This window comes from Caballeronia sp. GAWG2-1 (assembly GCF_023631405.1).
Lineage (GTDB): Bacteria > Pseudomonadota > Gammaproteobacteria > Burkholderiales > Burkholderiaceae > Caballeronia.
The window spans coordinates 357,153-380,135 of sequence record NZ_JALQDD010000031.1; the positions used below are offsets into that span (position 1 = coordinate 357,153).

21 protein-coding genes are annotated in these 22,983 nt (G+C 60.5%); 9 read left to right on the plus strand and 12 right to left on the minus strand.

The window, feature by feature from the left end; all coding sequences use genetic code 11:
• Positions 1–59 precede the first annotated feature (59 nt).
• The gene (locus NCR98_RS21900; protein WP_250467986.1) at positions 60–830 is read left to right on the plus strand and encodes a sulfite exporter TauE/SafE family protein; all 771 of its coding nucleotides are present in this window, start codon (positions 60–62) and stop codon (positions 828–830) included.
• 151 nt (positions 831–981) lie between these two features.
• Here NCR98_RS21900 and NCR98_RS21905 read toward each other — a convergent pair whose 3' ends face one another.
• Both NCR98_RS21905 and NCR98_RS21910 read right to left on the minus strand, forming a co-directional pair.
• Complete coding sequence (locus NCR98_RS21905) at positions 982–1,425, minus strand: hypothetical protein (protein WP_250467987.1); 444 nt, start codon at positions 1,423–1,425, stop codon at positions 982–984.
• 240 nt (positions 1,426–1,665) lie between these two features.
• On the minus strand, positions 1,666–1,869 hold the full coding sequence (locus NCR98_RS21910; protein WP_008347993.1) for a cold-shock protein: 204 nt from the start codon (positions 1,867–1,869) through the stop codon (positions 1,666–1,668).
• A 241-nt stretch (positions 1,870–2,110) separates the two neighbouring features.
• Between NCR98_RS21910 and NCR98_RS21915 the strand changes: the two genes are divergently transcribed.
• A complete protein-coding gene (locus NCR98_RS21915) occupies positions 2,111–2,896 on the plus strand; it encodes an aldolase (protein ID WP_250494031.1) in 786 nt (261 codons plus the stop codon).
• A 9-nt stretch (positions 2,897–2,905) separates the two neighbouring features.
• Here the strand turns inward: NCR98_RS21915 and NCR98_RS21920 are convergent, their stop codons facing one another.
• The 5 genes from NCR98_RS21920 to NCR98_RS21940 all read right to left on the minus strand — a co-directional run bounded on the left by NCR98_RS21920 (position 2,906) and on the right by NCR98_RS21940 (position 8,546).
• Entirely contained in the window at positions 2,906–4,171 is a 1,266-nt protein-coding gene (locus NCR98_RS21920; RefSeq protein WP_250527266.1) for an ABC transporter permease, read from the minus strand.
• A 69-nt stretch (positions 4,172–4,240) separates the two neighbouring features.
• On the minus strand, positions 4,241–5,758 hold the full coding sequence (locus NCR98_RS21925) for a sugar ABC transporter ATP-binding protein (RefSeq protein ID WP_250527267.1): 1,518 nt from the start codon (positions 5,756–5,758) through the stop codon (positions 4,241–4,243).
• A 9-nt stretch (positions 5,759–5,767) separates the two neighbouring features.
• Positions 5,768–6,742 carry a substrate-binding domain-containing protein gene (locus NCR98_RS21930; protein WP_250467991.1) on the minus strand — a complete coding sequence of 325 codons (975 nt, stop codon included), beginning with the start codon at positions 6,740–6,742 and terminating at the stop codon, positions 5,768–5,770.
• A 53-nt stretch (positions 6,743–6,795) separates the two neighbouring features.
• Entirely contained in the window at positions 6,796–7,866 is a 1,071-nt protein-coding gene (locus tag NCR98_RS21935) for a LacI family DNA-binding transcriptional regulator (protein WP_244831330.1), read from the minus strand.
• 95 nt (positions 7,867–7,961) lie between these two features.
• Positions 7,962–8,546: a DUF1349 domain-containing protein gene (locus NCR98_RS21940; RefSeq protein ID WP_244831331.1), complete on the minus strand. Its 585-nt coding sequence runs from the start codon at positions 8,544–8,546 to the stop codon at positions 7,962–7,964.
• Positions 8,547–8,717: 171 nt separating this feature from the next.
• On the opposite strand from NCR98_RS21940, the gene NCR98_RS21945 reads away from it, so the two are divergent.
• Positions 8,718–10,115 carry an HdeD family acid-resistance protein gene (locus NCR98_RS21945; RefSeq protein WP_250527268.1) on the plus strand — a complete coding sequence of 466 codons (1,398 nt, stop codon included), beginning with the start codon at positions 8,718–8,720 and terminating at the stop codon, positions 10,113–10,115.
• A 3-nt stretch (positions 10,116–10,118) separates the two neighbouring features.
• Here the strand turns inward: NCR98_RS21945 and NCR98_RS21950 are convergent, their stop codons facing one another.
• From NCR98_RS21950 to NCR98_RS21960, 3 genes are all read right to left on the minus strand, one after another.
• A complete protein-coding gene (locus tag NCR98_RS21950; protein ID WP_244831333.1) occupies positions 10,119–10,382 on the minus strand; it encodes a hypothetical protein in 264 nt (87 codons plus the stop codon).
• A gap of 57 nt (positions 10,383–10,439) precedes the next feature.
• Positions 10,440–11,522, minus strand: coding sequence for a glycosyltransferase family 2 protein (locus tag NCR98_RS21955; protein ID WP_250527269.1), 1,083 nt, complete (start codon positions 11,520–11,522; stop codon positions 10,440–10,442).
• A 638-nt stretch (positions 11,523–12,160) separates the two neighbouring features.
• The gene (locus tag NCR98_RS21960) at positions 12,161–13,213 is read right to left on the minus strand and encodes a LacI family DNA-binding transcriptional regulator (protein ID WP_250527270.1); all 1,053 of its coding nucleotides are present in this window, start codon (positions 13,211–13,213) and stop codon (positions 12,161–12,163) included.
• A 145-nt stretch (positions 13,214–13,358) separates the two neighbouring features.
• Here NCR98_RS21960 and NCR98_RS21965 point away from each other — a divergent pair, with 145 nt between their 5' ends.
• Both NCR98_RS21965 and NCR98_RS21970 read left to right on the plus strand, forming a co-directional pair.
• Positions 13,359–14,417: a fatty acid desaturase family protein gene (locus tag NCR98_RS21965; RefSeq protein ID WP_250527271.1), complete on the plus strand. Its 1,059-nt coding sequence runs from the start codon at positions 13,359–13,361 to the stop codon at positions 14,415–14,417.
• A gap of 22 nt (positions 14,418–14,439) precedes the next feature.
• Positions 14,440–14,748, plus strand: a complete 309-nt coding sequence (locus NCR98_RS21970; RefSeq protein WP_244831337.1) for a non-heme iron oxygenase ferredoxin subunit — start codon at positions 14,440–14,442, stop codon at positions 14,746–14,748.
• Between the two features lie 12 nt (positions 14,749–14,760).
• Here NCR98_RS21970 and NCR98_RS21975 read toward each other — a convergent pair whose 3' ends face one another.
• Positions 14,761–16,716, minus strand: a complete 1,956-nt coding sequence (locus NCR98_RS21975; RefSeq protein ID WP_250527272.1) for a methyl-accepting chemotaxis protein — start codon at positions 16,714–16,716, stop codon at positions 14,761–14,763.
• A gap of 425 nt (positions 16,717–17,141) precedes the next feature.
• Here NCR98_RS21975 and NCR98_RS21980 point away from each other — a divergent pair, with 425 nt between their 5' ends.
• Entirely contained in the window at positions 17,142–18,425 is a 1,284-nt protein-coding gene (locus NCR98_RS21980; RefSeq protein ID WP_244831339.1) for an MFS transporter, read from the plus strand.
• Between the two features lie 61 nt (positions 18,426–18,486).
• Here the strand turns inward: NCR98_RS21980 and NCR98_RS21985 are convergent, their stop codons facing one another.
• Positions 18,487–19,488 carry a LacI family DNA-binding transcriptional regulator gene (locus tag NCR98_RS21985; RefSeq protein ID WP_309847794.1) on the minus strand — a complete coding sequence of 334 codons (1,002 nt, stop codon included), beginning with the start codon at positions 19,486–19,488 and terminating at the stop codon, positions 18,487–18,489.
• 186 nt (positions 19,489–19,674) lie between these two features.
• On the opposite strand from NCR98_RS21985, the gene NCR98_RS21990 reads away from it, so the two are divergent.
• From NCR98_RS21990 to NCR98_RS22000, 3 genes are all read left to right on the plus strand, one after another.
• The gene (locus NCR98_RS21990; protein WP_244831341.1) at positions 19,675–20,502 is read left to right on the plus strand and encodes an NAD-dependent epimerase/dehydratase family protein; all 828 of its coding nucleotides are present in this window, start codon (positions 19,675–19,677) and stop codon (positions 20,500–20,502) included.
• Positions 20,502–21,401 carry an SMP-30/gluconolactonase/LRE family protein gene (locus tag NCR98_RS21995; RefSeq protein WP_250527274.1) on the plus strand — a complete coding sequence of 300 codons (900 nt, stop codon included), beginning with the start codon at positions 20,502–20,504 and terminating at the stop codon, positions 21,399–21,401. The genes NCR98_RS21990 and NCR98_RS21995 overlap by 1 nt, the downstream gene beginning before the upstream one ends.
• A 210-nt stretch (positions 21,402–21,611) precedes the next feature.
• Positions 21,612–22,955 (plus strand): MFS transporter, encoded by a 1,344-nt coding sequence (locus NCR98_RS22000; RefSeq protein ID WP_244831343.1) that lies wholly within the window; start codon positions 21,612–21,614, stop codon positions 22,953–22,955.
• Positions 22,956–22,983: the final 28 nt, after the last annotated feature.

Genomic DNA, 22,983 nt, shown 5'->3' on the forward strand with positions numbered 1-22,983 from the left:
AAGTCTCTCATTGGAAAAGCCAGATTGTATGCGCGCTCACGCGACGCTAGCATCGGGCGATGGAACCTCTTCTCATCGTCATTGGCGCGGGCTTTCTGGCGGGAGCGATGAACGCGCTTGCCGGTGGCGGCTCGTTCGTCAGTCTGCCCGCCCTGATCGCCGCGGGCTTGCCACCGGTTCAGGCGAATGCGTCGTCCACGGTCGCGCTGTTTCCAGGCGGCCTGGTGAGCGCGTGGGCGTATCGTGATGGCCTCGCGCCAGTCGGCTCGGTCGCGATCCGCGAGATGCTCGTCGTGACGCTTATCGGCGGCTTGGCGGGCGCGGCGCTCTTGCTCTGTACCTCTTCCAAAACCTTTTCGTTTGTCCTGCCGTGGCTCTTGTTGTGCGCGAGCCTTGCGCTGGCATTCGGCCGCAAATTCGGTGAGGTATTGCGGCAGCGGTTTCGTATCGGCGCGGGTGCGGTGTTGTCGATTCAATTCGTGCTTGGCGTCTATGGCGGCTACTTTGGCGGCGCAGTGGGGATCATGATGATGGCTGTGTGGGGCCTTTTCGACTCGCGCGACCTCAAAAGCCTCAATGCGCCACGCACTTTGCTCGTGAGCGCGGCGAATTCGGTCGCGGTGCTGACCTTCGCGGCGGCACAAGCGGTGCGTTGGCCGGAAACGATCGCGATGCTCGTCGCTGCCATTGCAGGTGGATACGGCGGCGCGCAAGTGGGACGCCGCGCGCCGCCCGCTGTGATTCGCGCCGGTACGATGCTGGTGAGCGCTGGCATCACGATCGCATTCTTTATACGAACGTACGGCCCGATGTTGGCGCATCGGGCCTGATGCGTCCGTTTACTCGATGGGAGAGCCGCCATGATCGATGCCTTGCTCGAAACCCTGGGAGCGCTTTCGGTGCTGGCCAGCGTGGCGGCAAAAATCGCGTGGGCGGGTGACGCGCGCGCGCACGCTCTGCAATCAGCGCCGTCAAAGCCGCTCAATGCCCGCCAGTTTGAAGCGGCGGCAGGCCGAGCGGTTTCTTCGCGGCTTCATAAGCACGCACGAAGCGCGGATCGTCGCCGAGTTCGCGCGCCATCCACTTCGACAAATCCGTGCCGCAGGCGGGGTTTGCCATGTCGGTGAAGCAGGCACCGTTCGCGGGCATCATGCTTGCGGCCCAATAGAAGCTGAAGAGCGTCTGTTTCTCGGCCGGTTCCATGCCGATGGCATTGGGATCGGCGCCCGACAGCCATCGGTCGAGCTTTGCTTCGAGTGTGGCTTCCGTGTCCTGCTTGTCGTAAGAAAACACATATCCGCCGCCTGCCTGCGCGGTATGGAAGTCGTTCATGACGATTGCATTGACGAAGCGCGCGGCGCGAGCGTTTGGCACATAGCCTTCGGCGTAGGCGCTTGCGGTCAAAAACCACAGCAGCGCGAGCAATGCATTTGTTGTGTACCGCGTCGATACGCGTCCGATTTGTCGATTGCTTCGCGAGTTCACGCAAGTAACGAGGATGGTTTTTTGGGCAGATGAGGCGAACTTCCAAGGCTCGCGTCGGCTGGCGCTGATTCTACTGAGTTATTAAGAAAACTGACGGCGACGCGCCTAAGATTTTGTGGCGTTTCCAATGAAAAACGGCCCCGAAGGGCCGTTCCTGCGCTAAGGCGAGATCAGCCGCTATTACAGCGGCTGGATCGTCGAAGCTTGCTTGCCCTTAGGGCCTTGCTTGACTTCGAAGCTCACCTTCTGGTTCTCCTGGAGCGACTTGAAACCCTTTGACTGGATTTCGGAGAAATGTGCAAACAGGTCTTCGCCGCCGTCATCCGGCGTGATGAAACCAAAACCCTTTGCATCGTTGAACCACTTAACAGTACCTGTTGCCATTTGTCCAAACCCTATTGAGACAAGTTACGTTGAAAATGCGCCCTTAATTTCGAGCGGCATAGATTTTTACCACGCCAAAGAGTTTTTTTCCAATACGCGTTTTTGCTAAGGTATGGTCATACGCGCGTCATAACGGGCGATTTTTCCTGATCGCCCTTCGCATACGGACCAATTTGCCGATGTTGCTTAAGGAACTGCCGTTTTTATAGGCAGAAAACGTTCAGACAGAAGACCACATGCAATGGCTCATACGCTTGTCACCGGTACAGCCGCTTTAGCGTCTGCGCATCGGCTCGATGCACCCGCTATCGCCGAAGCTCGCTGCGAACTCGCGGCGTGTTTCCGCTTAGCCGCGCTGCATGGGCTGGAGGAGGGCGTATGCAATCATTTTTCCGCGACAGTGCCAGGGCACGACGACCTTTTTCTGGTTAATCCCTATGGTTATGCCTTTAGCGAGATCACGGCGTCGCATCTGCTGATCTGCGACTTCGACGGAAACGTGATCGAAGGTGAAGGCCAGCCCGAGGCAACTGCATTCTTTATTCATGCGAGGCTGCATCGGCTGATGCCGCGCGTGAAGGCCGCATTCCACACACATATGCCGAGCGCGACCGCGCTCTGCCTACTCGAAGGGCCGCCGCTCCTGTGGCTTGGGCAGACGGCGCTGAAGTTCTACGGCCGCACGGCCGTGGATGAGCACTACAACGGCCTCGCACTCGATGCAACGGAGGGCGACCGTATCGCCGCGGCAATGGGCAACGCGGACATCCTCTTCCTCAAGAATCATGGCGTGATGGTGGCGGGCGCGAGCATCGCCGAGGCCTGGGACGATCTCTACTACCTCGAGCGCGCGGCCGAAGTGCAGCTCCGTGCGATGAACACGCAGCGCCCGCTCAAGCCCGTGCCGCATGAGGTAGCGCAGGCCGCCTACGAGCAAATGCGCGCGGGCGATGCGCAGAGCGCGCGGGCGCATCTGGCGAGCGGCATGCGGCAATTGCGGGCGCGGGGTATTGCGTTCGACATCTGAGCGCAGTATTCAAGACCGGCGCACGAGGCGCTTAAGCCAGCCGCGCCGCCGCCCGACGTCGGTCTGTTGTAAAAATACCGCGATCACGATAATCAAGCCCTTCAGCACAAGCTGTGTGTTGCTGTCGATGCTATTGAGCAGAAGGATGTTGCTCAAAAAGCCGAAAATCAGCACGCCCGCCACGGTGCCCGAGACGCGTCCTACGCCGCCCGAAAGACTCGTCCCGCCTATCACAACGGCGGCGATTGCATCCAGTTCCCAGCCCATTCCGGCATCGGCCTTGCCCTGTCGATACTGCGCTGCATACAAAACGCCAACGAGCGCCGAGAGCATGCCCGAGATGGCATACGCCGCCATCTTGTGGCGTCCCACGTTCAGGCCGGAGACGACGGCGCACTTCTCGTTGCCGCCGATTGCATACAAATACTTGCCGAAGATCGTGCGATTCATCACGAAGCCGACGACCAGCGCGATCGCCAAAAAAAACAGCCCGGGCACGGGAACGATGTCGAAGAGCAGCGCGCGCAGCGCTTCGATATCGGTGGTGGCATTGCTGCCGCTGTAAATCGAATACACGGCGGTGTCTTGCCCGGCGATAAGCCGCGCCGCGCCTAGCACACCGACCATCGCGGCGAGCGTGACGATGAACGGCTGCATGCGGCCACGCGTGATGATCCAGCCATTGAGCGCGCCGAGCGTGAAGCCCGCGAGCGGCACGATCCAGAGCACGGCTATAAGCGGCATGCGATGCCCGCCATGTAACGCAATATAGGCGCATGCAAAAGCCGCCACGACGAGCGCTATGCCGAGGTCCATCGTGAGCGGTGCCTGCGTGGCGGGCGCGCCGCGAGCACGCCTGAAGCCGCGGACGACGTTCATCGCGGCGAGCGCGATCGCAAAGACCGCGATTGCATTCAAAATTATGGATGCCGACACCGCGCGATTCCAGGCGTCCGTGGTGAGCAGCATGGCCGTGAGCACGCTGCCGAGACCCATGATCGCGCCCACCGAGAGATCGATTCCCGCCGTGATGATGACGAGCGTCATGCCGATGGAAATCACGCCTACGTTCGCCACCTGGCGAAACACGTCGGAGATGTTCGCGCTGGACAAAAAGATATTGCTGCCATCGGCCGCGTGAGGCGACGTGAACGCACCGACCACGAGCAACACAATCAAACCGAGGTAATACTTGAGGTAAGTCAGCAATGCGCTCAGGCGCCGCTGGCGCGCGGTGGTCACCGGCTCGGCGATTTGGTCCCGGGCGTGCAGCATGGTGTCCTTCTCCGTTTTGCATGTTGCGTTTTGCATTCGGCATCCCAGCATTTGGCATTCAAAATGCCGTCAGGGCGACGCCATCCTGACGAGTGCATCGACTGAAAATTGCTCGCGCGGCAAAATTCCGCGAGCGCGTCCTTCGCACATGACGAGAATGCGGTCGCTAAGCAGCATGAGTTCGTCGATCTCCGAACTCGCCACGATCACCGTGACGCCTTCGCGCGCGGCGGCGAGAATCTGGCGATAGATCTCGGCTTTCGCTGCTACATCGACGCCACGCGTCGGTTCATCGAGCAAAAGAAGACGCGGCTTCGTCATCAGCCATTTACCGATGATGAGCTTCTGCTGATTGCCGCCCGACAAGGTGCTCGCATCCTGCGCGAGACTGCGATGCTTGACGTTCGAAGCGTGCGCCTGCGCATCGGCCCATGCATGTAGCTTGCCGCGTCGATAAAACGGAAAGCCCGGTGCGCGCGAAAGCGAGGGCAACAGCAGGTTCGCCTCGAGCGACTGATCGAGCACGAGGCCGTCTTTCTTGCGGTCTTCGGTGACGAAGGCCAGCCCCGCCGCGGCCGCGCGATCGGGTGAATCGAATGCATGAGCATGACCGGCTGCGCGTATCTCTCCATCGCGACGATACGGCGACACACCGAAGATCGCTTCCAGTATCTCGGTCTTGCCCGCGCCGAGCAGCCCCGAGATGCCGAACACCTCGCCTTCCTGCACCGCGAACGACACGTCCGCCACGAGCGCGCGAGCCGCATTCCAGAGCGTCAGGTTGCACACATCGAGGGCGCACGCGCGCTCACGCGGCGCTTCGGCTTCGCTGCGCTCGGGCGGCGCGAAGTCCTTGCCGATCATCGTCGAGACCAGCGCCGCCGACGATTCGACCTGTGGCATCTGCAAGGTCGCGATGCGCCGGCCATCGCGCAATACGGTCACTCGATCCGCCACCGCGAATACTTCGCCAAGCCGATGGCTGATCAGCACGATACCCATGCCGCGCTCGCGCAGATCGCGTGTGAGGGTGAGCAGCGCCTGCGTCTCGGTATCGGATAGCGCGGACGTGGGCTCGTCCATGATGAGCACGCGAGCATCGGCAAGCAAAGCCTTCGCAATCTCGACGAGTTGTTTCTCGCCTACACGCAGCGTGCCCACGAGCGCACTCGGCGGCACACGAAAGCCGAGTTGCGCGAGGACCTTAGTTGCCGCCGCATGCATCGCGCGCCGATCCGGAAAGCCGAAACGTGTACGCAGTTCCTTGCCAAGAAAGATGTTGTCGACCGCCGACAAGGTGTCGACCAGATTCAATTCCTGATGAATGATGGCGACGCCCGCGAGCGCCGCATCGTTCACGCTGGCAAGACGTGTTGCTTCGCCGCGCACGCGGATGCTGCCCGCGTCCGGCGTATAGAGGCCGCCCAGGATCTTCATCAAGCTCGACTTGCCCGCGCCATTTTCGCCGACGAGCGCGTGTATCTCGCCCGCCGCGACATCGAAGTCGACGCCCGACAGCGCGGCGCTGCCGTTGAAGGATATCGACAGGCCTTCGGCTTCGATGAGCGGCGTGGCTACGGTGGCCATCGATCGAACTCAGTGAGTGGCGATATATTGCTTCGCGTTGTCCTTGAAGATGCCTTGCGTCGGCAACGTCAGCTTCTTTTCCACCTTCTCGCCTTTCAGCACCTTGAGCGATTGACGGATGCCTTCCGCGCCTGGCGTCGGATACATGAAGGTGCCCGCGAGCAGGCCTTGTTCGACCCACGTCGCGCCTTCTTGCGGCAAGCCGTCGATACCCACGAACTTGATGTTCTTCTCGCGTCCCGCATCCTTCGCGGCGAGATATGCGCCGTAGGCCATCGGGTCGTTATGCGCATAGACCACGTCGATCTTCGGCTGCACGCGCAACACGGTCTTCATGTAGTCGTACGCCTTGTCCTGCTTCCAGTCGCAATCCACGCGTTCGCCCACGCGCTTGATGCCTTTCTCCGGCGCGATGGCCTTGTCCGCGCCATCGTGACGATCGTGCGCGGGCTGCGCACCGAAGCCGCCCCATATCTCGACGAGATTGCCTTGCGCCTTGCCAGACCCGCCCATCACCTTGACAATGAAGTTGCCCGCTTCCTGACCGATCTGTACGTTGTCGCCACCGATGAACTCCGTGTATTGATCGCCGTTCACTTCGCGGTCCAGCACGAACACGGGAATGCCCGCCTTGAAGGCTTTTTCGACGACGCCCGTCAGCCCCGCGGACTCCTTGGGCGAAATGAAGATCGCGTCCATCTTCTGCGCGATGAAGTTCTCCATGTCGGCGTTTTGCTTATCGGTACGGTCTCCCGCGTCGGCTATGATGAGTTCGACTTCCGGATGCTTTGCCGCTTCCGCTCGCATGTCCTTGTTGAACTGCACGCGCCACGGCTCGACGGTCGTGACCTGAGAAAAGCCGAAACGGTACTTCTTCTGCTGCGCGAATGCGGTTTGCGTGAAGAGTGCGGAGAACGTTCCCACTGCGCCGGCTAGCGGTATAGCGAGAAGACTTGCGGTAACGATGCGTCGTTTGCTGTCCATTTTGTCTCTCTCCTTCGTCTTATGGTTGCGGGCCCTGCATGGCGAATAGAACGTTATAGCGTGGCGGATTTGCGCGTTCGCTTTCGAGCAGCTTGATCGATGGCTTTCATCGGAGGCGCCGTGCTTTCACGCACGAGCAGATCGGCCTTCATGCGCAGATGCACATGCTCGCCGGTTTCACCTTGCAACTGCTTGTGGAGCAACTGCCAGATCGCACGCCCCACGGCTTCTACCGGCTGATGTATCGAACTGATACGCGGATGAAGCACCGACATCCACGGGGCGTCGTCGAAAGAGAGCAAGGAAACCTCTCCAGGCAGGCGCAATTCGGCATCGCGTATGGCACGCAGTGCGCCAAGCGTGGCCACGTTCGCACCGGTAAAAAGCGCGGTGGGGCGCTCGCTTGCAGACAAAAGCCCGAGCGTTGCCGCGTGGCTTTCCGTATCCGTCATGCCGCATACCACCACGCGCGCATGTCGCGTAAGACCGGCGCGTTTCATGGCGTCGAGATAGCCGTCCGCGCGTTCGCGACTATTCACGAGATCGAGCGCATTGACGATGAATGTAATGCGCCGATGCCCGAGCGCGATGAGATGTTCCGTGCCATCGCTCGCGGCGCGGCGGCTGTCCGTCGTCACCGTGTTCGCCGGAAAGCTGTTGTCCACGCGGTCCGCCATCACGAGCGGCACGTCGCATTCGCGCAATTCGTCGATGGCATGTGCATAGCCATGACACGGAATGATGATCATGCCCGCCACCTGACGCGACAACACGAAACGTATGCGCTCGGCCTCGCGCTCGGGGTCTTCCTGCGCATGCGCGAGCAGCAGCCGATAACCGCTTGCCAGCGCATGATCCTCCACCACGCATAGCAGTTCGATAAAGAACGAGTTCGTGAGATCCGGCACGACGAAGCCGATGGACGTCGAACGATTGCTGCGCAATTCCGCCGCAAGACTGTTGCGCCGATAACCCAGCGCTCGCGCGGCTTCCCATACTTGCTGCCGTCGCAGTTCGCTTACGCCTTCGGCGCCTGCCAGCACTTTCGACGCCGTGCCAAGCGAGACGCCCGCCGCACTGGCGACATCCTTCAAGGTGCTGGCAGTCTTTTTACGTGAGTCCACGAGTGCTTTTGCCGTCTTTTTTTGAAACGTTTCAGAATTCTAGAAAGCGTTCGCAAACGGGGCAAGTGAGTACTTGTACGGAGCACGCTACCGCGCTACAGAGAGGTATCGTGCAGGTCCTTCACGATAGGCGGCCCGATCTTGAAGTCGGAGAAGCGCACGGTGAGGCCGCCGCGCTCGGGCGTGCAGCACATGGGTCCGACGAGCCAGTGAGGCGACGCGGTAGTCGACGCGAAGGGCGCGATACGCATGAGGGTCCAATGACGCTCGTCCGCGCTGCACTGCATCTTGAGCACGCCATCGGCGACGGTCATGCGCAGCCTGAAGCGGTTGCCGCTGGCGGGCGAACCAAGCGACCAGTCGGAGAAATCATTGGTCAGCACGGTGCTGAAGGTCAGCGCGCCGTCGTTGTACTCCGCGCCTGCCTTGACCCAGCGCTCGGCGCTCTCGCGCACCATCAGGCCCGCTTGGTCGTAGAGCGCGGAGAAATCGCCATCGACGGTGACTTCGGCGCTGAAATCACCGTTCGCGCTCGCGGCGAAAACATGGCCGTTATCGCGGATGAAACCGTAGTGCGTCTTGCGCCAGAAGTCCGTGCTGGCGTCCGTGGTGACGAACAGCGTGCCGTCTTCAATGCGCCATTGCGCGGGCTCGTTGATCCACTGACATTGGTCGAACATGGCAGCCTCGCTACGTGGAAAGGGCGTTGGCAGTATGGCACATCGTGCATGCCGAATCGAATGGTCGTACTTAACGAAGCGGACAGAGCGATTTCATTTAAGGCCCGCACTGCACTAACATGAATGCGCGAGGCTTCTCTGCGCTCATGCAACAACACGAAAGGCAAATCCATGGTCAAGTTAATGATGATCCTGCTGGGCGTGGACTATTTGCGCGGACGTTGGCGCAGTCTGATGGTGACAGGATGGCTGCTGCTGGTCGTTGGCTTGGGCATATTCATCGATGCACTCGACGGTTCGCTCGGCTTTCCGATTCCACTCGTTGGCTGGTTGTTGTTGATCGAAGGCGCGCTGACGCTTGCGGTTGCATGGGCCGGCGTCGGCGGGCAACGCAGGTTGCGCTATTCGAAGGGTATCGTGTTCGTCCTTGCGGCCGTGCTGGTGCTTCAGGGGCCGCGTCATCACGCCAACTTCATTCTTTCGTTGTTCATTGGCGCGGCCTTTCTCTCGGATGGCCTCTTGCAAGCCGCATCCGCTGTTGTCGTGCGATATCGACGCTGGCGCGTGGCGCTTGGTTTTGCGATCTTCGAAATATTGCTGGCGGTCTTCGTCATTCAACCGTACCCGACGCATTACAAGAGCACCGTGGTGTATTGCGTGGGCGTGCTCTTCATGTTCGCAGGTTGGAATCTCGTGATGATCGCGTCGCGCGTACGCAAGCTGAACAGCAATCCGGCAGTCTGGGGCGATGCAAGCGCCGAGGCCGCGAGCGCAGCGAGCGATACGAAAGACGGTACGCCAGTCGTCTTGCCGGCAAGCGAATGGGACGGGCCGCCCGCGGACAACGAGCCCGCATTGACCGTGCATGTGTGGACGCCCGTGGGTACATCGAAGGGGGAGGTGCAACGGCATCTGATCGTCGACCGGTACATTGCGGCGGTGGATCGCAATGGCGTGATATCGACGGGACATGCCGCGCTCGAATCGCCTGAGGGCGTATATGTGAGCCTCTATCCGGCAGTCGAGATAGACCGCTCGCCCGATGACTTTGCGCGCCTCTTGCGTGCCACGAGCGATAACGACGTGCCAGGCGTGTTTCAGCCGAGCTACCCGATCGAGTCGAAGACATGGTGTCCTTCGACCACGCGAGTGCGCATTCGCAATTACGATCCAACGCGGCTAGCGCGCTTCTGGAGCACGTATCGCGAGGACACGACGTACAACCTCACGCATCGCAACTGTTCGAGCAGCGTCTCGCGCGCACTGGAGGCGGCGCTCGAAGGGGCGGCTGGGCGGCTCTATGGCGCGCGGGCGGGCTGGGCCGCGCTGTTTCGTATGCTGGTGACGCCCGAACTATGGGTGGCCGCGCAGATCCGAAAGCGTGCAGTGACGATGGCCTGGACGCCTGGCCTCACGCTCGACTATGCGCGTGCGCTTAGCATGGTTGCCGATCCACGTCCGTATGGCTGGCTCAAGGTGGCGCGCATGGCGATAGCGAAGATGCGGCAATCGCGGCGTCAATGGCGGCATGAAGGCTCTTCGTCGATGGACCCGCCTGCAAACGCCTGAGATTCAAGCGCCTTCGTCGAGATCGTCTGCGGCCTTGCGTTCGCGTCGCGCTTCGTTGGCGCGGCGTGCACGCAGTCGCTGCTTCGACAGCTGCGTAATGACCTCGCCCGTGCTCGCGCCGGCCGGAATCTCGTTGCGAATGACCTTGGGCACCATGGGCAGACCCAGGCGCTGGCGGCGCAGGGCACGCGCGATGAACGTGCGACAGGTCTGTCCATGGCAGTCCCACTCATCGCGAATTCTCTCGCAGTAAGGACATTTTTCCATGCAAACAGTTTACCGCGAAACGCAAAGCGCTTCGCGGGCGGGCCTGGGCGCGTGTTTCTAGCCGCTAAACTGATTCGTCGGACTATGCCGGCGCTCGCGCTGATGATGGTCGAGACTGCGGCGCAGCATCTTCTTCAGCAGGCCCTTGATGAAGTAGATCGAGCGATCGGCGCGCACGTTGAAATCGAACGGCTTGAGTGCGACGACTTCGCGACCGTTGCGTTCCGAGAGCTTGGCGCGAGTTCTGCGATGATCCACCGCCATTGCCGCCAGTGTCTCCGATGCCGCCTTGAATTGTCCCCGATCCACCCGCGCGCACACATGACATGCGCGATGAAACGCCTTGTCGAAGATCGTGAGCCAGTAATCGTCCATCTCGCCGCCGTCGCAACGCGCGAGCGCTTCGAGCCCGTTCGTGCGGAGGTCCTTCATGTCGGTGAGCGTCGCTTTCTGCGTGATGCTGCCAAAACGTCGGCGATAACCGATCAACGGGTCTGCAATGCGATAGATACTACCTGCGCGAAGGTACATGGACGGCACGACCGCCATGTCTTCGTAGTGCCGGCCCACTGGGAACTGCGTGCCGTTGAACATGTCCGTGCGATAGATACGCGCCCAGACGAAGGTATGGAAGCCGTCCGCGAAGTGCTGAAGCGCGGCGCGGTTCATCGCGTGACCGCCGCTTGCGTGATGCATGACGAGATCGATGCCGTCGATATGGCGGCCGTCGTCGTCGATGATCTTCACGTTGTATTCGACGAGGTCCCACACGCGTTCCTTGAGTGCGGGAATAACGCTGCTCGAAAAATTCTCGAGATAGATGTCGTCGCCGTCAAGGAAGCCGACGTAGGGCGTTCGCACTGCCGCAAGCCCGGTATTGCGTGCCGCGCTCAGACCGCCATTGCGCTGCTTGATGAGCTGAATATGACGGCCGCCATCGCGCTCCACGATCGCTTCCGCGGCCGCATAGGTCTCGTCGCGAGAACCGTCGTCCACCACGATGATGCGCATGGCGTCGATATGGGGTTGCGACAGTAGGGACTCGAGTGCTTCCTCGATGTATCCCTCGATGTTGTACGCCGCGACCACGATGGTCAGTAGCGGTTCTGTGTCTCGCAAAGAGTCACTTTCAAACGGCATATCGGATGCTCCGTCGGATGAAGGGGCTCAGGGGCGTGGCCGTGCATGCCAATGCACTGGCCTGATTACGCGGTCTCCTTCTGGCGGCCGGCGTGTCGATTTGCACGCCTGTTTGGCCGGACTCCCGAGGCTCATTGGCTTCGGCTTGCTGTGCGCGATGCGAAGAGCAATCGCAGTAGATCAGATTGATTGAAGCAGGTTCCCGCAAGCTGTGATTGTCGGCTTGGGCAGAGAGGAAGGCCCAAGTTTCGGACCGGGTTCTGCTGCATATTACCGGGTCAAAAAAACAATGTAATGACAATGACATGTCGGTTAGTCGACGCAGTGACTCCAACAGACTTGCGATGCATTCTTCAAAGAAGCTGCAGCGATTACCTGTCGGTTTTGTTCAGGCGCTTTAGCGCTAGTCATCTCATTCGTTTGCAATCTCATCGATGTTTGTCCTTCATATTGCTGCGCTCCGTGCGCTTAAGCACATCAAAATATAAGTTGATGCGTCTATGAAACGCGTATGCGCCCATGCGATACCGCTTGTTTAAGTAACCTAAAGCAGATTGAAAGATTCGGTGCTTGGCGAACGCTCTGAGAAGCTCACTAAGCATGACCTCTTCAGCAAGGCGAATGCCATGCAAGGACGGTCAGACGTTCTCGGACGTAAAAAGTTGCGCCGGAAGTGGATATTGGCTTGCTTGCGCTGTCTCTCCAGGCAAGCTATTCAACGCGCGAAGCATGGCAAGCACTGCGGTCTGAGCGATCTGTTGCAATGGCGTATCGATGACCAGATCGATGATGCCGTCCACGAGCGCGTCGTGACGGTCGGGCATGAGATCGGAGCAAACGGTGACGATGCGTCGTTCTATTGCTTCCTCGCGCAGTGCGCGTATCACGCCACCCACGCCGCCGCCTGGAATGTAAAGACCAGCGAGATCGTCATGCCGCGCAAGCATGGCAAGCGTCGCTTCATAGGCCAGTTGCTTGTCTTCCAGGTTGATTTGCGTGTCGAGCACTCGCAGCCGGGGTGCATGTTCACGCAGGTAAGAGCGAAAACTGATTTCGCAGCTTTCTTGTCCCAGATAGCGGGGCGTGCCGACGAATACGCCAACCGTACCTGCCTTGCGATGCGTGAGCCTGCTCACGGCCCACGCGGCAGTGCGGCCGCTCTTGCGTGGGTCCACGCCGATATAACCTGCACGCAATGGCGCGCTCAGGTCGGACAATAGCGTGACCGTTGGCTTGCCCGCTGCATGCAAGGTTTCGATGGCCGCGGTCACATGCGGATGATCGACCGCCACGACGCCGAGCGCATCCGCTTCTTCTCCAAGCGACAGCAACGTACGCGCGATGGACGCGGGATCGAGTTCGTCCATATACGCGATCACTGCCTTGCAACGTTCGGGTTCGTGACGCGTGACCGTCTCCGTCAGAATGCGCGCGAACGCCTGATAAAACGGGTCGGCGCGTTTCTGCAGACAGAAGCCGAGCGTGCGCGGGGCATCGATGGCTCCTAGTTGAGCGCGCATGCGTTCGCGCATCAGTTGAGCACCGTGATAGCCGATGCGCTCTGCCGCTTCTATCACGCGCAACGCGGTGCCTTCGCGCACGGTCAGGCGTCCGTTGAACACGCGATCCACCGTGGCCGAACTGACGCCAGCGGCTTCCGCCACCGACTGAAGCGTGGGACGCTTGGTCATTTTGATGGAAATGATGGATTTGCGAGGGCACGCAATGATGCTTAAAGATAGCAAATTCATGCGTTCCTTGCGCACGCACGGGCTCGCTCATATCATCGACTTCAATAAAAATAAATGATGTATTCCAATCATCGGATGAGGTGACATGATGGAATTGGAGGAGACGCAGCGGCGGCGCTATCGGCTGATAGGCGGGGCAGGCGAAGAGGCGAAAGCCGCGGGCCTTGCCAATGGCACTTGGTATAGATGCCCTTTGCCGCGCCCCGTGCTCAAGCAACTCACGCAACGCAGTGATGCGCGAGCCATTCGCGACACCGTTCTTTGGTACGCAGCCATCGTCGCGAGCGGCGTCCTTGCCTGGTTCGCATGGCAGGCGCATTCGCTATGGGCCATCCCCGCGTTTCTGCTCTACGGGACGCTTTACTGCGGCCCCGCCGATTCGCGCTGGCATGAGAGCGGACATGGCACCGCATTCAAGACCGCGTGGATGAACAAGGCGCTTTATCAAGTGGCGTCCTTTCAGGTGTTTCGGCGACCGACCGTATGGCGCTGGAGTCATGCGCGCCATCACACCGATACCTTGGTAGTGGGCCGCGATCCCGAAATCGGTGTGCAATTGCCGACGGACTGGCTTGCGCTGGTGCTGAACGTCTTCGCGCTGAAGCACGTGGCGAACGAATTGCCCAAGGTCGTGGCGTCTGCGTTCGGCAATATCGGTGAAGAAGAAAAGACCTTCGTGCCTGAGACGGAATGGCCGAAGGTCGTGCGCGAGGCGCGCATCTGGCTCGCGATCTATGCAGCAGTGATCGTGACATGCATTGCGTTTCGCAGTGTGTTGCCGCTGCTTTATATCGGCTTGCCGAGTCTTTACGGCGCATGGCTTTATCTGTACTTCGGGCTCACGCAACATGCGGGCATGCCGGAGAACGTGCTCGATCATCGCAAGAATTGCCGCACCGTGATGATGAATCCCGTGCTTCGTTTTCTTTATCTGAACATGAACTATCACGTCGAACATCACATGTTCCCGATGGTGCCGTATCACGCGCTGCCGGATCTGCACGATGCCGTCAAGCACGACATGCCGCCGCCTTACACGAGTTCCATCGCGGCTTATGCCGAGATCATCCCGGCGCTCATGCGGCAGACGCGGGACCCGTCGTATCACGTCGAGAGGCCGGTGCCCACCGCCACGCAAAGCTGAGTATAAAAAGGAGACATGCCCCATGACGCAATGGATCGACGCCGCCGCGTTGGACGACATCGACGATGAAGACGTCAAACGCTTCGATCACGATGGCCGCACGTTCGCGATCTATCGAGTGAACGACGAGGTGTTTGCAAGCGACGGCCTCTGCACGCACGAACAGGTTCATCTGAGCGAGGGCTTCTTGTTCGACCATGTGATCGAATGCCCGAAGCACAACGGGCAATTCGATATTCGCGACGGCCGCGCGCTCGGTGCGCCCGTGTGCATCAACTTGCAGACTTACCCCGCGAAAGTGCAGGACGGACGCATCTTCGTGGAGATCTGAAGCGCCGATGCCTCAAACGCGGAACATGCTGACCACGCGTGCAAGGCGCTCGGCCTGATCGCGCAACTCGACGGTCGAGTGTTCCGCTTCGCTGACGAGCGCCGCATTCTGCTGTGTGGCTTCGCCAATCTGCATGACGGCCATGTTCACCTGCTCGATGCCGCTCGCCTGTTCCCGCGATGCCACGCCGATCTCATCGACGATAGCGTTTACGCGCGTCACCTGTTCGACGATGCCGTTCATCGTGCTGCTGGCTTCCTCGGCGATTCTGTAGCCGTGCGATACCTTGCCCGCCGATTCGCTGATCAACACTTCGATTTCCTTCACCGCGCCCGCACTGCGTTGCGCAAGCGCGCGCACTTCCGATGCCACCACGGCGAAGCCTCTGCCATGCTCACCCGCGCGCGCCGCTTCGACGGCAGCATTGAGCGCAAGGATATTCGTCTGAAAGGCGATGCCTTCGATGGTCGCCGTGATATCGGCGATACGTCGTGACGATGCATCGATCTCGCCCATCGTCGAAACCACGCGGCCCACGGCTTCGCCGCCCGCACGTGCAGCTTCGGATGCCGACGCGACCAGCGTGCCCGCCTGCGCCGTATTTGCCGCGTTCTGCTGCACGGTCGAGGTGATCTGTTCCATGCTCGCGGCCGTTTCCTCGACGCTTGCAGCCTGCGTCGCGATGCGCGATGCGATATCCGTGCTGCCGGATGCGATGCGAGCGGTGCCATCGCTCATGTCGGATGATGCGCTGCGAACCTGCGCGACGATGCCCGCCAGTCCGCGCGCAACGCCGTCGATGGCGCGCATCAGGCGGCCGATATCGTCTTCGCGCGTAGTATCGATACGAACGGTCAGATCGCCAGCGGCGATACGTTCCGAGGCATGCGTGACGTCGTCGAGCGGCCGGCTGACGAGCTTCGCCACGGCATAGAGCAAGACGCCGACTAGCGCCGCGATCACCACGAGGCCGATCAGCAAGAAGCGGTTGCGACTTGCGTGCACATCGGCGAGCAGTTCATCGCGATATGCAATGCCACCGATCATCCAGTTCCATTGCGGCACGGTCATAAAGACGATTTCCTTCGCGCCGCCATGCACGCGCGCATCCGCGCCCGCGATTGTGGCGCCTTCGAAATCGCGCTGGCCTTCCAGCTTGTCGAGCATCGCCTTGAACGGCGCAACGCGTTCATCGGCCATCTCGCCTTGCGCGTCCGGATGCACCAGAAGCTTGCCGCGGTTCGCACCATTCGAAGCGTCGACGACGAAGTGATAGCCGGTCGCACCGATCGTGAGCTTGCGGATGTTGTCCTGCAACGCCGCGATTTCCGCGGAAACATCGACGCCCACGAACAGCGCACCGACGACGCGGCCCGATGTATCCGTCACGGGCTTGTATTCGGTGATGTACTGCTTGCCGAACAGCGCCGCCACGCCTATGTACGACTTGCCCGCGAGAATCGGTGCATAAGCCGGTCCCTTGCGATCCAGCAGCGTGCCGATGGCGCGCGTGCCGTCCTGCTTCTTGAGCGAGGTCGTCACACGCACGAAGTCGTCGCCGGTGCGCGCAAAAACGGTCGCGATTGCGCCGCTTTCCGCGAGAAACGCATCGGGAATGGCGAAATCGCCGTTGAGTGGCTTGTCGCCCGCGTTGATCGCAGGCGTCGCAACGCCGCCGATGTCGACCGTATGCGATTCGTCGAGCGAGAAGGCAGCAGGCAGGCGATTCGAGAACATCGTCATGAAGCGCGAGACTTCGGCGCTCACGGCCGTGTTGTAGAGGCCGATCATCGATGCGATCGAGCGATTCTCACTTTCGACGCGTGCGAGCGCGTGCGCATCGACTTGCTCGCCGGCCGAGCGGGTGACGACAAGTGTGAGGGTGGCGACGACGACGGCCGCGAGAGAACACGCCAGCGCGGCGAATTTGGTGCCGACGTTCAAGCGGGCTAGACGAATACGAAGCATGGAGAGCACTGGGCGATGTGAAAGACGTAAGTGACGGTTATCGGCAGCGAAGCCACCTGCCTTTAGCGTTTCGCGGCGCGTTTGGCATGCAAAAGACAAGATGCCGCATGACTGAATGCAAAACACCAGATTCAACCGGCGTGGGAGCCAAGCTTTGTTGGAAACAACGCAGAAAACGATTAACTCAATCTTTCAACTACATTTCGTTTAGCAGCGGGGCCTTATGTGGAGCGGCTCTGGCGGGATTAGGGAAAGTACAGGGATAGGCAACACGCACTGAAGCCATTATTCTTCAAAAAACGTTTTCCAAAACCTGGCCGGCAAGCGCGTTCTAGTCACGCGATAAGCCGAAGCCCACGGCGCTCGTCGCCGTCAATGCAACAAGTCACGCGGCACGACGAGCGCCGCCGCGTACGGAGACATTCATGCAAACAGCCGTCGTAGGCGTCGTGCGCGCAGCCAGCCGTTATCGCTGGACCGTGTGTGCGCTGCTCTTCTTCGCCACCGTCATCAACTACATGGACCGGCAGATTCTCGGTCTGCTCGCACCGGTTCTGCAGCATGACATCGGCTGGACGCAGGTTCAGTACGGGCGCATCGTGATCGCGTTCTCGGCGTTCTATGCAATCGGACTGTTGTGCTTCGGGCGTATCGTCGACTGGCTCGGTACGCGCATCTCCTACGGCCTCGCCATGTTCGTCTGGAGCATCGCCGCCATGCTGCACGCGGCGGTCGGCTCGGTCATGGGCTTTGCCATGGTGCGCGCGCTGCTCGGTATCGGCGAAGGCGGCAACTTCCCGGCGGCCATCAAGACGACGGCCGAATGGTTCCCGCGTCGCGAACGCGCGCTCGCTACTGGTATTTTTAATTCCGGCGCGAACATCGGTGCGGTGTTCGCACCGGCGATCATCCCGGCGCTCGCCGTTGCCTTCGGCTGGCGCGCGGCGTTCGTGATGATCGGTGCGATCGGTCTCGTGTGGCTCGTGGTGTGGTTCGTGATGTATCGCCAACCGGACGCGAGCGCGCATGACGACGATATCGAACGCGACGACACCGAAATCGCCGATGCCGCCAACGCTCACGCAGGCGCTCCCGGCTTCAAGGTGCTCATCAAGAAGCGTGAAACCTGGGCGTTTCTGATCGGCAAGTTCCTGACCGATCCGGTGTGGTGGTTCTACCTGTTCTGGCTGCCGAAGTGGCTCAACGAATCGCGTGGCATGGACATGCAGCATATCGGTCTGCCGCTCGTCGTGATCTATGCGATCACTACGGTGGGCAGTATCGGCGGCGGCTGGATTTCATCGGCGCTGATGCGCGCGGGCTGGAGCGTGAACGCGGCGCGCAAGACGGCCATGTTCATCTGTGCATGTTGTGTTTTGCCGATTGCATTCGTTTCGCTGGCGCAGAATCTGTGGGTCGCGGTCGCTATCGTCGGTCTCGCTGCAGCGGCGCACCAGGGCTGGTCGGCAAACCTGTTCACCACGGCGTCGGACCTGTTCCCGAAGCGCGCGGTCGGTGCAGTGGTCGGTATCGGCGGCATGGCCGGCTCGATCGGCGGCGTGCTGTTCTCGGAAGTGATCGGCCAAGTGCTCCAACGCACCGGTCAGTATTGGGCGCTGTTCGCCATCGGCGCATCGGCTTACCTGATCGCGTTCGCCATCATGCACGTGCTCACGCCAAAAATGACGCCGGCCAAGCTGGAATCCTGATCGCATGCAAAATGCCGCCGACACTCGAAAGATGCCGGCGGCATATTGCGTTATGAATACATCATGCAGTAGCAGTCACCGCAGCCGTCGATTCACGCACGATCAGGCGCGGCTCGAACATGGAATTACCGGGGTCGGGATGACCGGCGAGGGAATCGATGAGCTTCTGCATTGCGAGTTCGCCCATCTTCTCGCTCTGGATATCGACGGTGGTGAGTCCGGGCGCGGCGTAAGCGCCGTACGGCACGTTGTCGATGCCGGTGACGGAGACGTCCTCTGGCACGCGAATGCCGAGGGTTGCGGCTTCCTTCATGAAGCCGAGCGCGATCAGGTCGTTGTAGCAGATGACCGCCTGGGGACGCCTCGGGCCGAGCATCACGCGCGAGCAGGCGTGTTCGCCGGCAAGCGAAGTGGGCGCGTGGGCGTCGTGGACATCGAGTTCGAGGCCCACGTCTTCGAGACACTCGCGCACGCCGCGAATCCGCTCGTCGTTGATGCGCGCCTGGCCGAAGCCGAGGTATGCAATGCGCCGGTGCCCGAGGTTGAGCAGGTGCCGCGCGAGCATATGGGCGGCGAGGCGGTTGTCGATACCGACGCTTGGAATCGGCAGCGCTTCCGCGTTGCGCAGAAGCACGACGGGCTTGCCGAGATCGAGCATCCAGTGTGCTTCTTCGTCGGGTAGCCGCGAACTGACGATCAGACCGTCCACGCGTTGCGCGAGGGCTTCGATCAGCGGACGTTCGCGGGCCTGGGTTTCGTCGATATCGACGAGCAAGAGCGTGTAGTCGTGCCGGAGCGCAATGCGGTTCGCGCCTTTCACGACGTTGGTGAAGTGCGGGTTGCTGATGTCGAGAATCGTGAGGCCGATAGTGCGCGTGCGGCCGGTGATCATCGAGCGCGCAAGCGGGTTCGAACGATAGCCAAGCGTTTCGATCGCCGCCTTGAGCTTGGCCTCGACGGGTGCCGAAAAGCGCTGCGCGCCGTTGATGTATTTGGACACCGTCGCGACCGAGACGCCCGCTGCGGCGGCGACATCGCGAATGGTCGTAGAAGTTTTCTTCATTCGGAGGGTAACGTTTACTTTGGCTTTTTCCAATGTTAACGGATTTTGACGTCGGTTCGGGAAACATCGCATCGATAAAATCGATGAGGAGCGCCTTCGCTGTGGCCGTATCGGCATCACTATAAAGCCGAAAACGTTTTCTTCCATAGAGCTTTCAATTTATCTCACGTATCTCAAGGAGTTTCGATGAACCAGCCATCCGCAACGGGCAAACCGTTCAAGCGTCTGCTTCTGACCGGCGGGGCCGGCAATCTCGGGCGCCAGTTGCGGCCCGCGCTCGCGCAATGGGCCGATGTCGTGCGCGTTTCGGACATCGCACCGCTCGATGACGCAGCCTCCCACGAGGAAGTCAGCGCGGTCGATCTCGCGGACCGCGACGCGGTAATGCGCATGGTGGAAGGCGTCGATGCGATCGTGCATCTCGGCGGCATCTCCATCGACGCGCCCTTCGACGATCTGATCGAAGCGAACATTCGCGGCACTTACAACATCTACGAAGCGGCGCGCCGGCATGGCGTGAAGCGCGTCGTGTTCGCGAGTTCGAATCATGCGATCGGTTTTCATCCGGTCACCGAGGTGCTCGACACGGATTCGCCGCATCGCCCGGACAGTCTCTATGGCGTGACGAAGTGTTTCGGCGAGTCGCTGTCGCGCTACTACTTCGATCGCTTCGGCATCGAGACGGTCAACTTGCGCATTGGCTCGTCGTTCGAGGAGCCGAAGAATCCGCGCATGCTGGTGACTTATCTGAGCTACCGCGACTTCATCGAGCTCGTGCGTTGCTCGCTCTTCGCCAACCGCGTCGGCCATGCGGTGGTGTACGGCGCATCCAACAATCCGGTGAAGTGGTGGGACAACTCGGGCGCGGCGTTTTTGGGCTTCCGTCCGCAAGACAGTTCGGAACAGTTCAACGGACTCTTCCCCACAACCGCGCCGACAGCCGACCGCGACGACCCTGCACAACGCTTTCAAGGCGGTCCATACGTCCTCGGCGAACCGCTGGAGCGCAAGTAATGGCGAGCGTGGAGCGCCTCGAAGCGGCGGGACACGCGGCGGTCGGCGAGTGCCCGGTGTGGCGCGCGGAAGAGGGCGCGCTCTACTGGGTGGATATTCCGGCGCGCAAGTTCGTGCGTCTCGTCGTCGCGAGCGGCGAGCGCAGCGAGTGGACGTTGCCCGAGCAGATCGCGTGTTTTGCATTCGATCCGACGGGAACTGTCGTGGCGGGCATGGAGAGCGGCCTGTTTGCATTCGGCATGCAGTCGACAAAAGACATTCGACCATCGAAGCTGGCCGCACCGAGTTTTCCCGCGCCGGGCATGCGCTTCAACGACGGCCGCTGCGACCGTCAGGGCCGCTTCTGGGCCGGCACGATGGTGCAGGACATGTCGCTCGCAAGTCCGGCTGGCGCGCTGTTCCGGTTCGATACGGACGGCGTGCTGTCGGAGCCTATCGTCGATGGCCTCGTCACCCAGAATGGTCTCGCCTGGTCGCCGGATGGCCGCACGATGTATCTGTCGGATTCGCATCCAACCAAGCGTGTGATCTGGGCATTCGATTTCGATCTCGACACGGGCACACCGCGTAACCGCCGCGTCTTCGCCGATCTGCATGACTATGCGGGCCGTCCCGACGGCGCGGCCGTGGACGCCGACGGCTGTTACTGGACTTGCGCCAACGACGCCGGCCGCCTTTTGCGTTTCACGCCGCGAGGCGAACTTGACCGTGAAATCGCGTTGCCGGCCAGCAAGCCGTCGATGTGCGCGTTCGGCGGCAGCGACCTCTCGACGCTCTACGTAACGTCGATTCGCCCCGGTGCGAACGCCACCGAAAACGACGGCTGCGTCTTCGCGCTGAATCCCGGCGTCAAAGGCCTGCCCGAACCGGCATACGGTGCGATGTTACCGGTCGCATAACGACGGCCTCAAGGAGCGGCAAGTCCGCTCCGCACCTTTAGCAATGCGCGCCGCACCGCAATGGCGCGCAAATATTTAGCGCTAAAGCGAACGAAAGTTCGTGAGGCAGGCTAAACACCACTTCTGTCGTCTCCGCTTAAAGAGTAGGCTGCGCGAGTATCCCAACGTATGCCAGCCAACTACCGATTATTCAATTCGGAGGAGACATAGATGGAGCTTGAAACTCGCACCATGAAGCGCGTGATGTTTCGTCTCGTGCCGTTCCTGATTCTGTGTTACTTCATCGCTTACCTCGATCGCGTCAATGTCGGTTTTGCCGCCTTGCAGATGAACAAGGCGCTCGGCTTTTCGGCGAGTATGTTTGGCTTTGGCGCCGGTATCTTTTTCATTGCCTATTTTTTCTTCGAGGTCCCTTCCAACCTGCTGCTTGAACGTTTCGGCGCACGCCGCTGGATCGCGCGCATCATGTTCACGTGGGGCATTCTTGCGGCCTTGATGGCGTGGATTCCGCACATCGCTCAAGCAACGGGCTTGTCGAACGCTTATGTGTTCTATGGCTTGCGCATTTTGCTTGGCATCGCCGAAGCGGGCTTTTTCCCCGGCATTATTTTCCTGCTAACGCTTTGGTTTCCGGCTAAGTATCGCGGGCGAGTAGTGGGCTACTTCATGGCCGCGATTCCGCTTTCGACCGTGATCGGCGGGCCTATCTCCGGCGCCTTGCTGCAAATGGATGGCTTGGCCGGCATGCAAGGCTGGCAATGGCTTTATCTGATCGAAGCGCTGCCCGCATTGGTGCTTGCATTCGTGGTGTTCTTTTATCTGACCGACAAGCCCTCCGACGCTCATTGGCTCGCTGAAGACGAACGCAAGTGGCTCGTCGAACGTCAGGCGCATGAGCGCGCGCATCGCGAGTCGGTTCATGCGTTTAGCGTGAAGGAAGCGATCTTTAATCCGCGCGTGCTTGCCATTGCCTTGATTTACTTCGGCGCCAACGCAACCAATTACGGCTTGAGCTTCTTCTTGCCGCAGATCGTCAAGGCATTCGGCTTGACGAATTTGCAGACTGGCTTTGTCACGGCCATGCCTTACGCGGTCGGTGTGATCAGCATGGTGCTGTGGGGTCGCCACTCGGACCGCAAGCTCGAGCGTCGCTGGCACGTGGCCATTGCATTGATGGTAGCGGCAGGCGGTATCGCGGCTTCAGCTGGCCTGGATAATCCGGTAGCAAAGATGATTGCGCTTTCCATCGCCGGCTTCGGTATCTTCGGCTGTCTGCCGATTATCTGGACCTTGCCCGCTTCGTTCCTTTCGGGCGCGGCGGCGGCTGGCGGTATTGCCGCAATCAACTCGCTTGGCAATCTCGCGGGCTTCTTCGGGCCCTATGCAATGGGCTGGATCAAGGACAGCACGGGCGGCTTTGGTGCAGGTCTGCTTTGCCTGGCCGGCGCGGGGATGGTGGGCGTCGCGGCGGTATTGCTGCTGCATCACGACCCGGCGCTTGAGAGTATCGATCCGCACGACGAAGTCGATGCCGAGCCGAATCTGGCAAGGTAAAACGCTTAAGGGCCGCCTGAATTTTCGG

What these genes read in the sequence shown, in the direction of transcription:
- NCR98_RS21900 (WP_250467986.1), top strand. Translation starts at nt 60, where the DNA reads ATGGAACCTCTTCTCATCGTCATTGGCGCGGGCTTTCTGGCGGGAGCG.
- NCR98_RS21910 (WP_008347993.1), bottom strand. Translation starts at nt 1,869, where the DNA reads ATGGCAACAGGTACTGTTAAGTGGTTCAACGATGCAAAGGGTTTTGGT.
- NCR98_RS21915 (WP_250494031.1), top strand. Translation starts at nt 2,111, where the DNA reads ATGGCTCATACGCTTGTCACCGGTACAGCCGCTTTAGCGTCTGCGCAT.
- NCR98_RS21920 (WP_250527266.1), bottom strand. Translation starts at nt 4,171, where the DNA reads ATGCTGCACGCCCGGGACCAAATCGCCGAGCCGGTGACCACCGCGCGC.
- NCR98_RS21925 (WP_250527267.1), bottom strand. Translation starts at nt 5,758, where the DNA reads ATGGCCACCGTAGCCACGCCGCTCATCGAAGCCGAAGGCCTGTCGATA.
- NCR98_RS21930 (WP_250467991.1), bottom strand. Translation starts at nt 6,742, where the DNA reads ATGGACAGCAAACGACGCATCGTTACCGCAAGTCTTCTCGCTATACCG.
- NCR98_RS21940 (WP_244831331.1), bottom strand. Translation starts at nt 8,546, where the DNA reads ATGTTCGACCAATGTCAGTGGATCAACGAGCCCGCGCAATGGCGCATT.
- NCR98_RS21945 (WP_250527268.1), top strand. Translation starts at nt 8,718, where the DNA reads ATGGTCAAGTTAATGATGATCCTGCTGGGCGTGGACTATTTGCGCGGA.
- NCR98_RS21950 (WP_244831333.1), bottom strand. Translation starts at nt 10,382, where the DNA reads ATGGAAAAATGTCCTTACTGCGAGAGAATTCGCGATGAGTGGGACTGC.
- NCR98_RS21955 (WP_250527269.1), bottom strand. Translation starts at nt 11,522, where the DNA reads ATGCCGTTTGAAAGTGACTCTTTGCGAGACACAGAACCGCTACTGACC.
- NCR98_RS21960 (WP_250527270.1), bottom strand. Translation starts at nt 13,213, where the DNA reads ATGACCAAGCGTCCCACGCTTCAGTCGGTGGCGGAAGCCGCTGGCGTC.
- NCR98_RS21965 (WP_250527271.1), top strand. Translation starts at nt 13,359, where the DNA reads ATGATGGAATTGGAGGAGACGCAGCGGCGGCGCTATCGGCTGATAGGC.
- NCR98_RS21970 (WP_244831337.1), top strand. Translation starts at nt 14,440, where the DNA reads ATGACGCAATGGATCGACGCCGCCGCGTTGGACGACATCGACGATGAA.
- NCR98_RS21975 (WP_250527272.1), bottom strand. Translation starts at nt 16,716, where the DNA reads ATGCTTCGTATTCGTCTAGCCCGCTTGAACGTCGGCACCAAATTCGCC.
- NCR98_RS21980 (WP_244831339.1), top strand. Translation starts at nt 17,142, where the DNA reads ATGCAAACAGCCGTCGTAGGCGTCGTGCGCGCAGCCAGCCGTTATCGC.
- NCR98_RS21985 (WP_309847794.1), bottom strand. Translation starts at nt 19,488, where the DNA reads ATGAAGAAAACTTCTACGACCATTCGCGATGTCGCCGCCGCAGCGGGC.
- NCR98_RS21990 (WP_244831341.1), top strand. Translation starts at nt 19,675, where the DNA reads ATGAACCAGCCATCCGCAACGGGCAAACCGTTCAAGCGTCTGCTTCTG.
- NCR98_RS21995 (WP_250527274.1), top strand. Translation starts at nt 20,502, where the DNA reads ATGGCGAGCGTGGAGCGCCTCGAAGCGGCGGGACACGCGGCGGTCGGC.
- NCR98_RS22000 (WP_244831343.1), top strand. Translation starts at nt 21,612, where the DNA reads ATGGAGCTTGAAACTCGCACCATGAAGCGCGTGATGTTTCGTCTCGTG.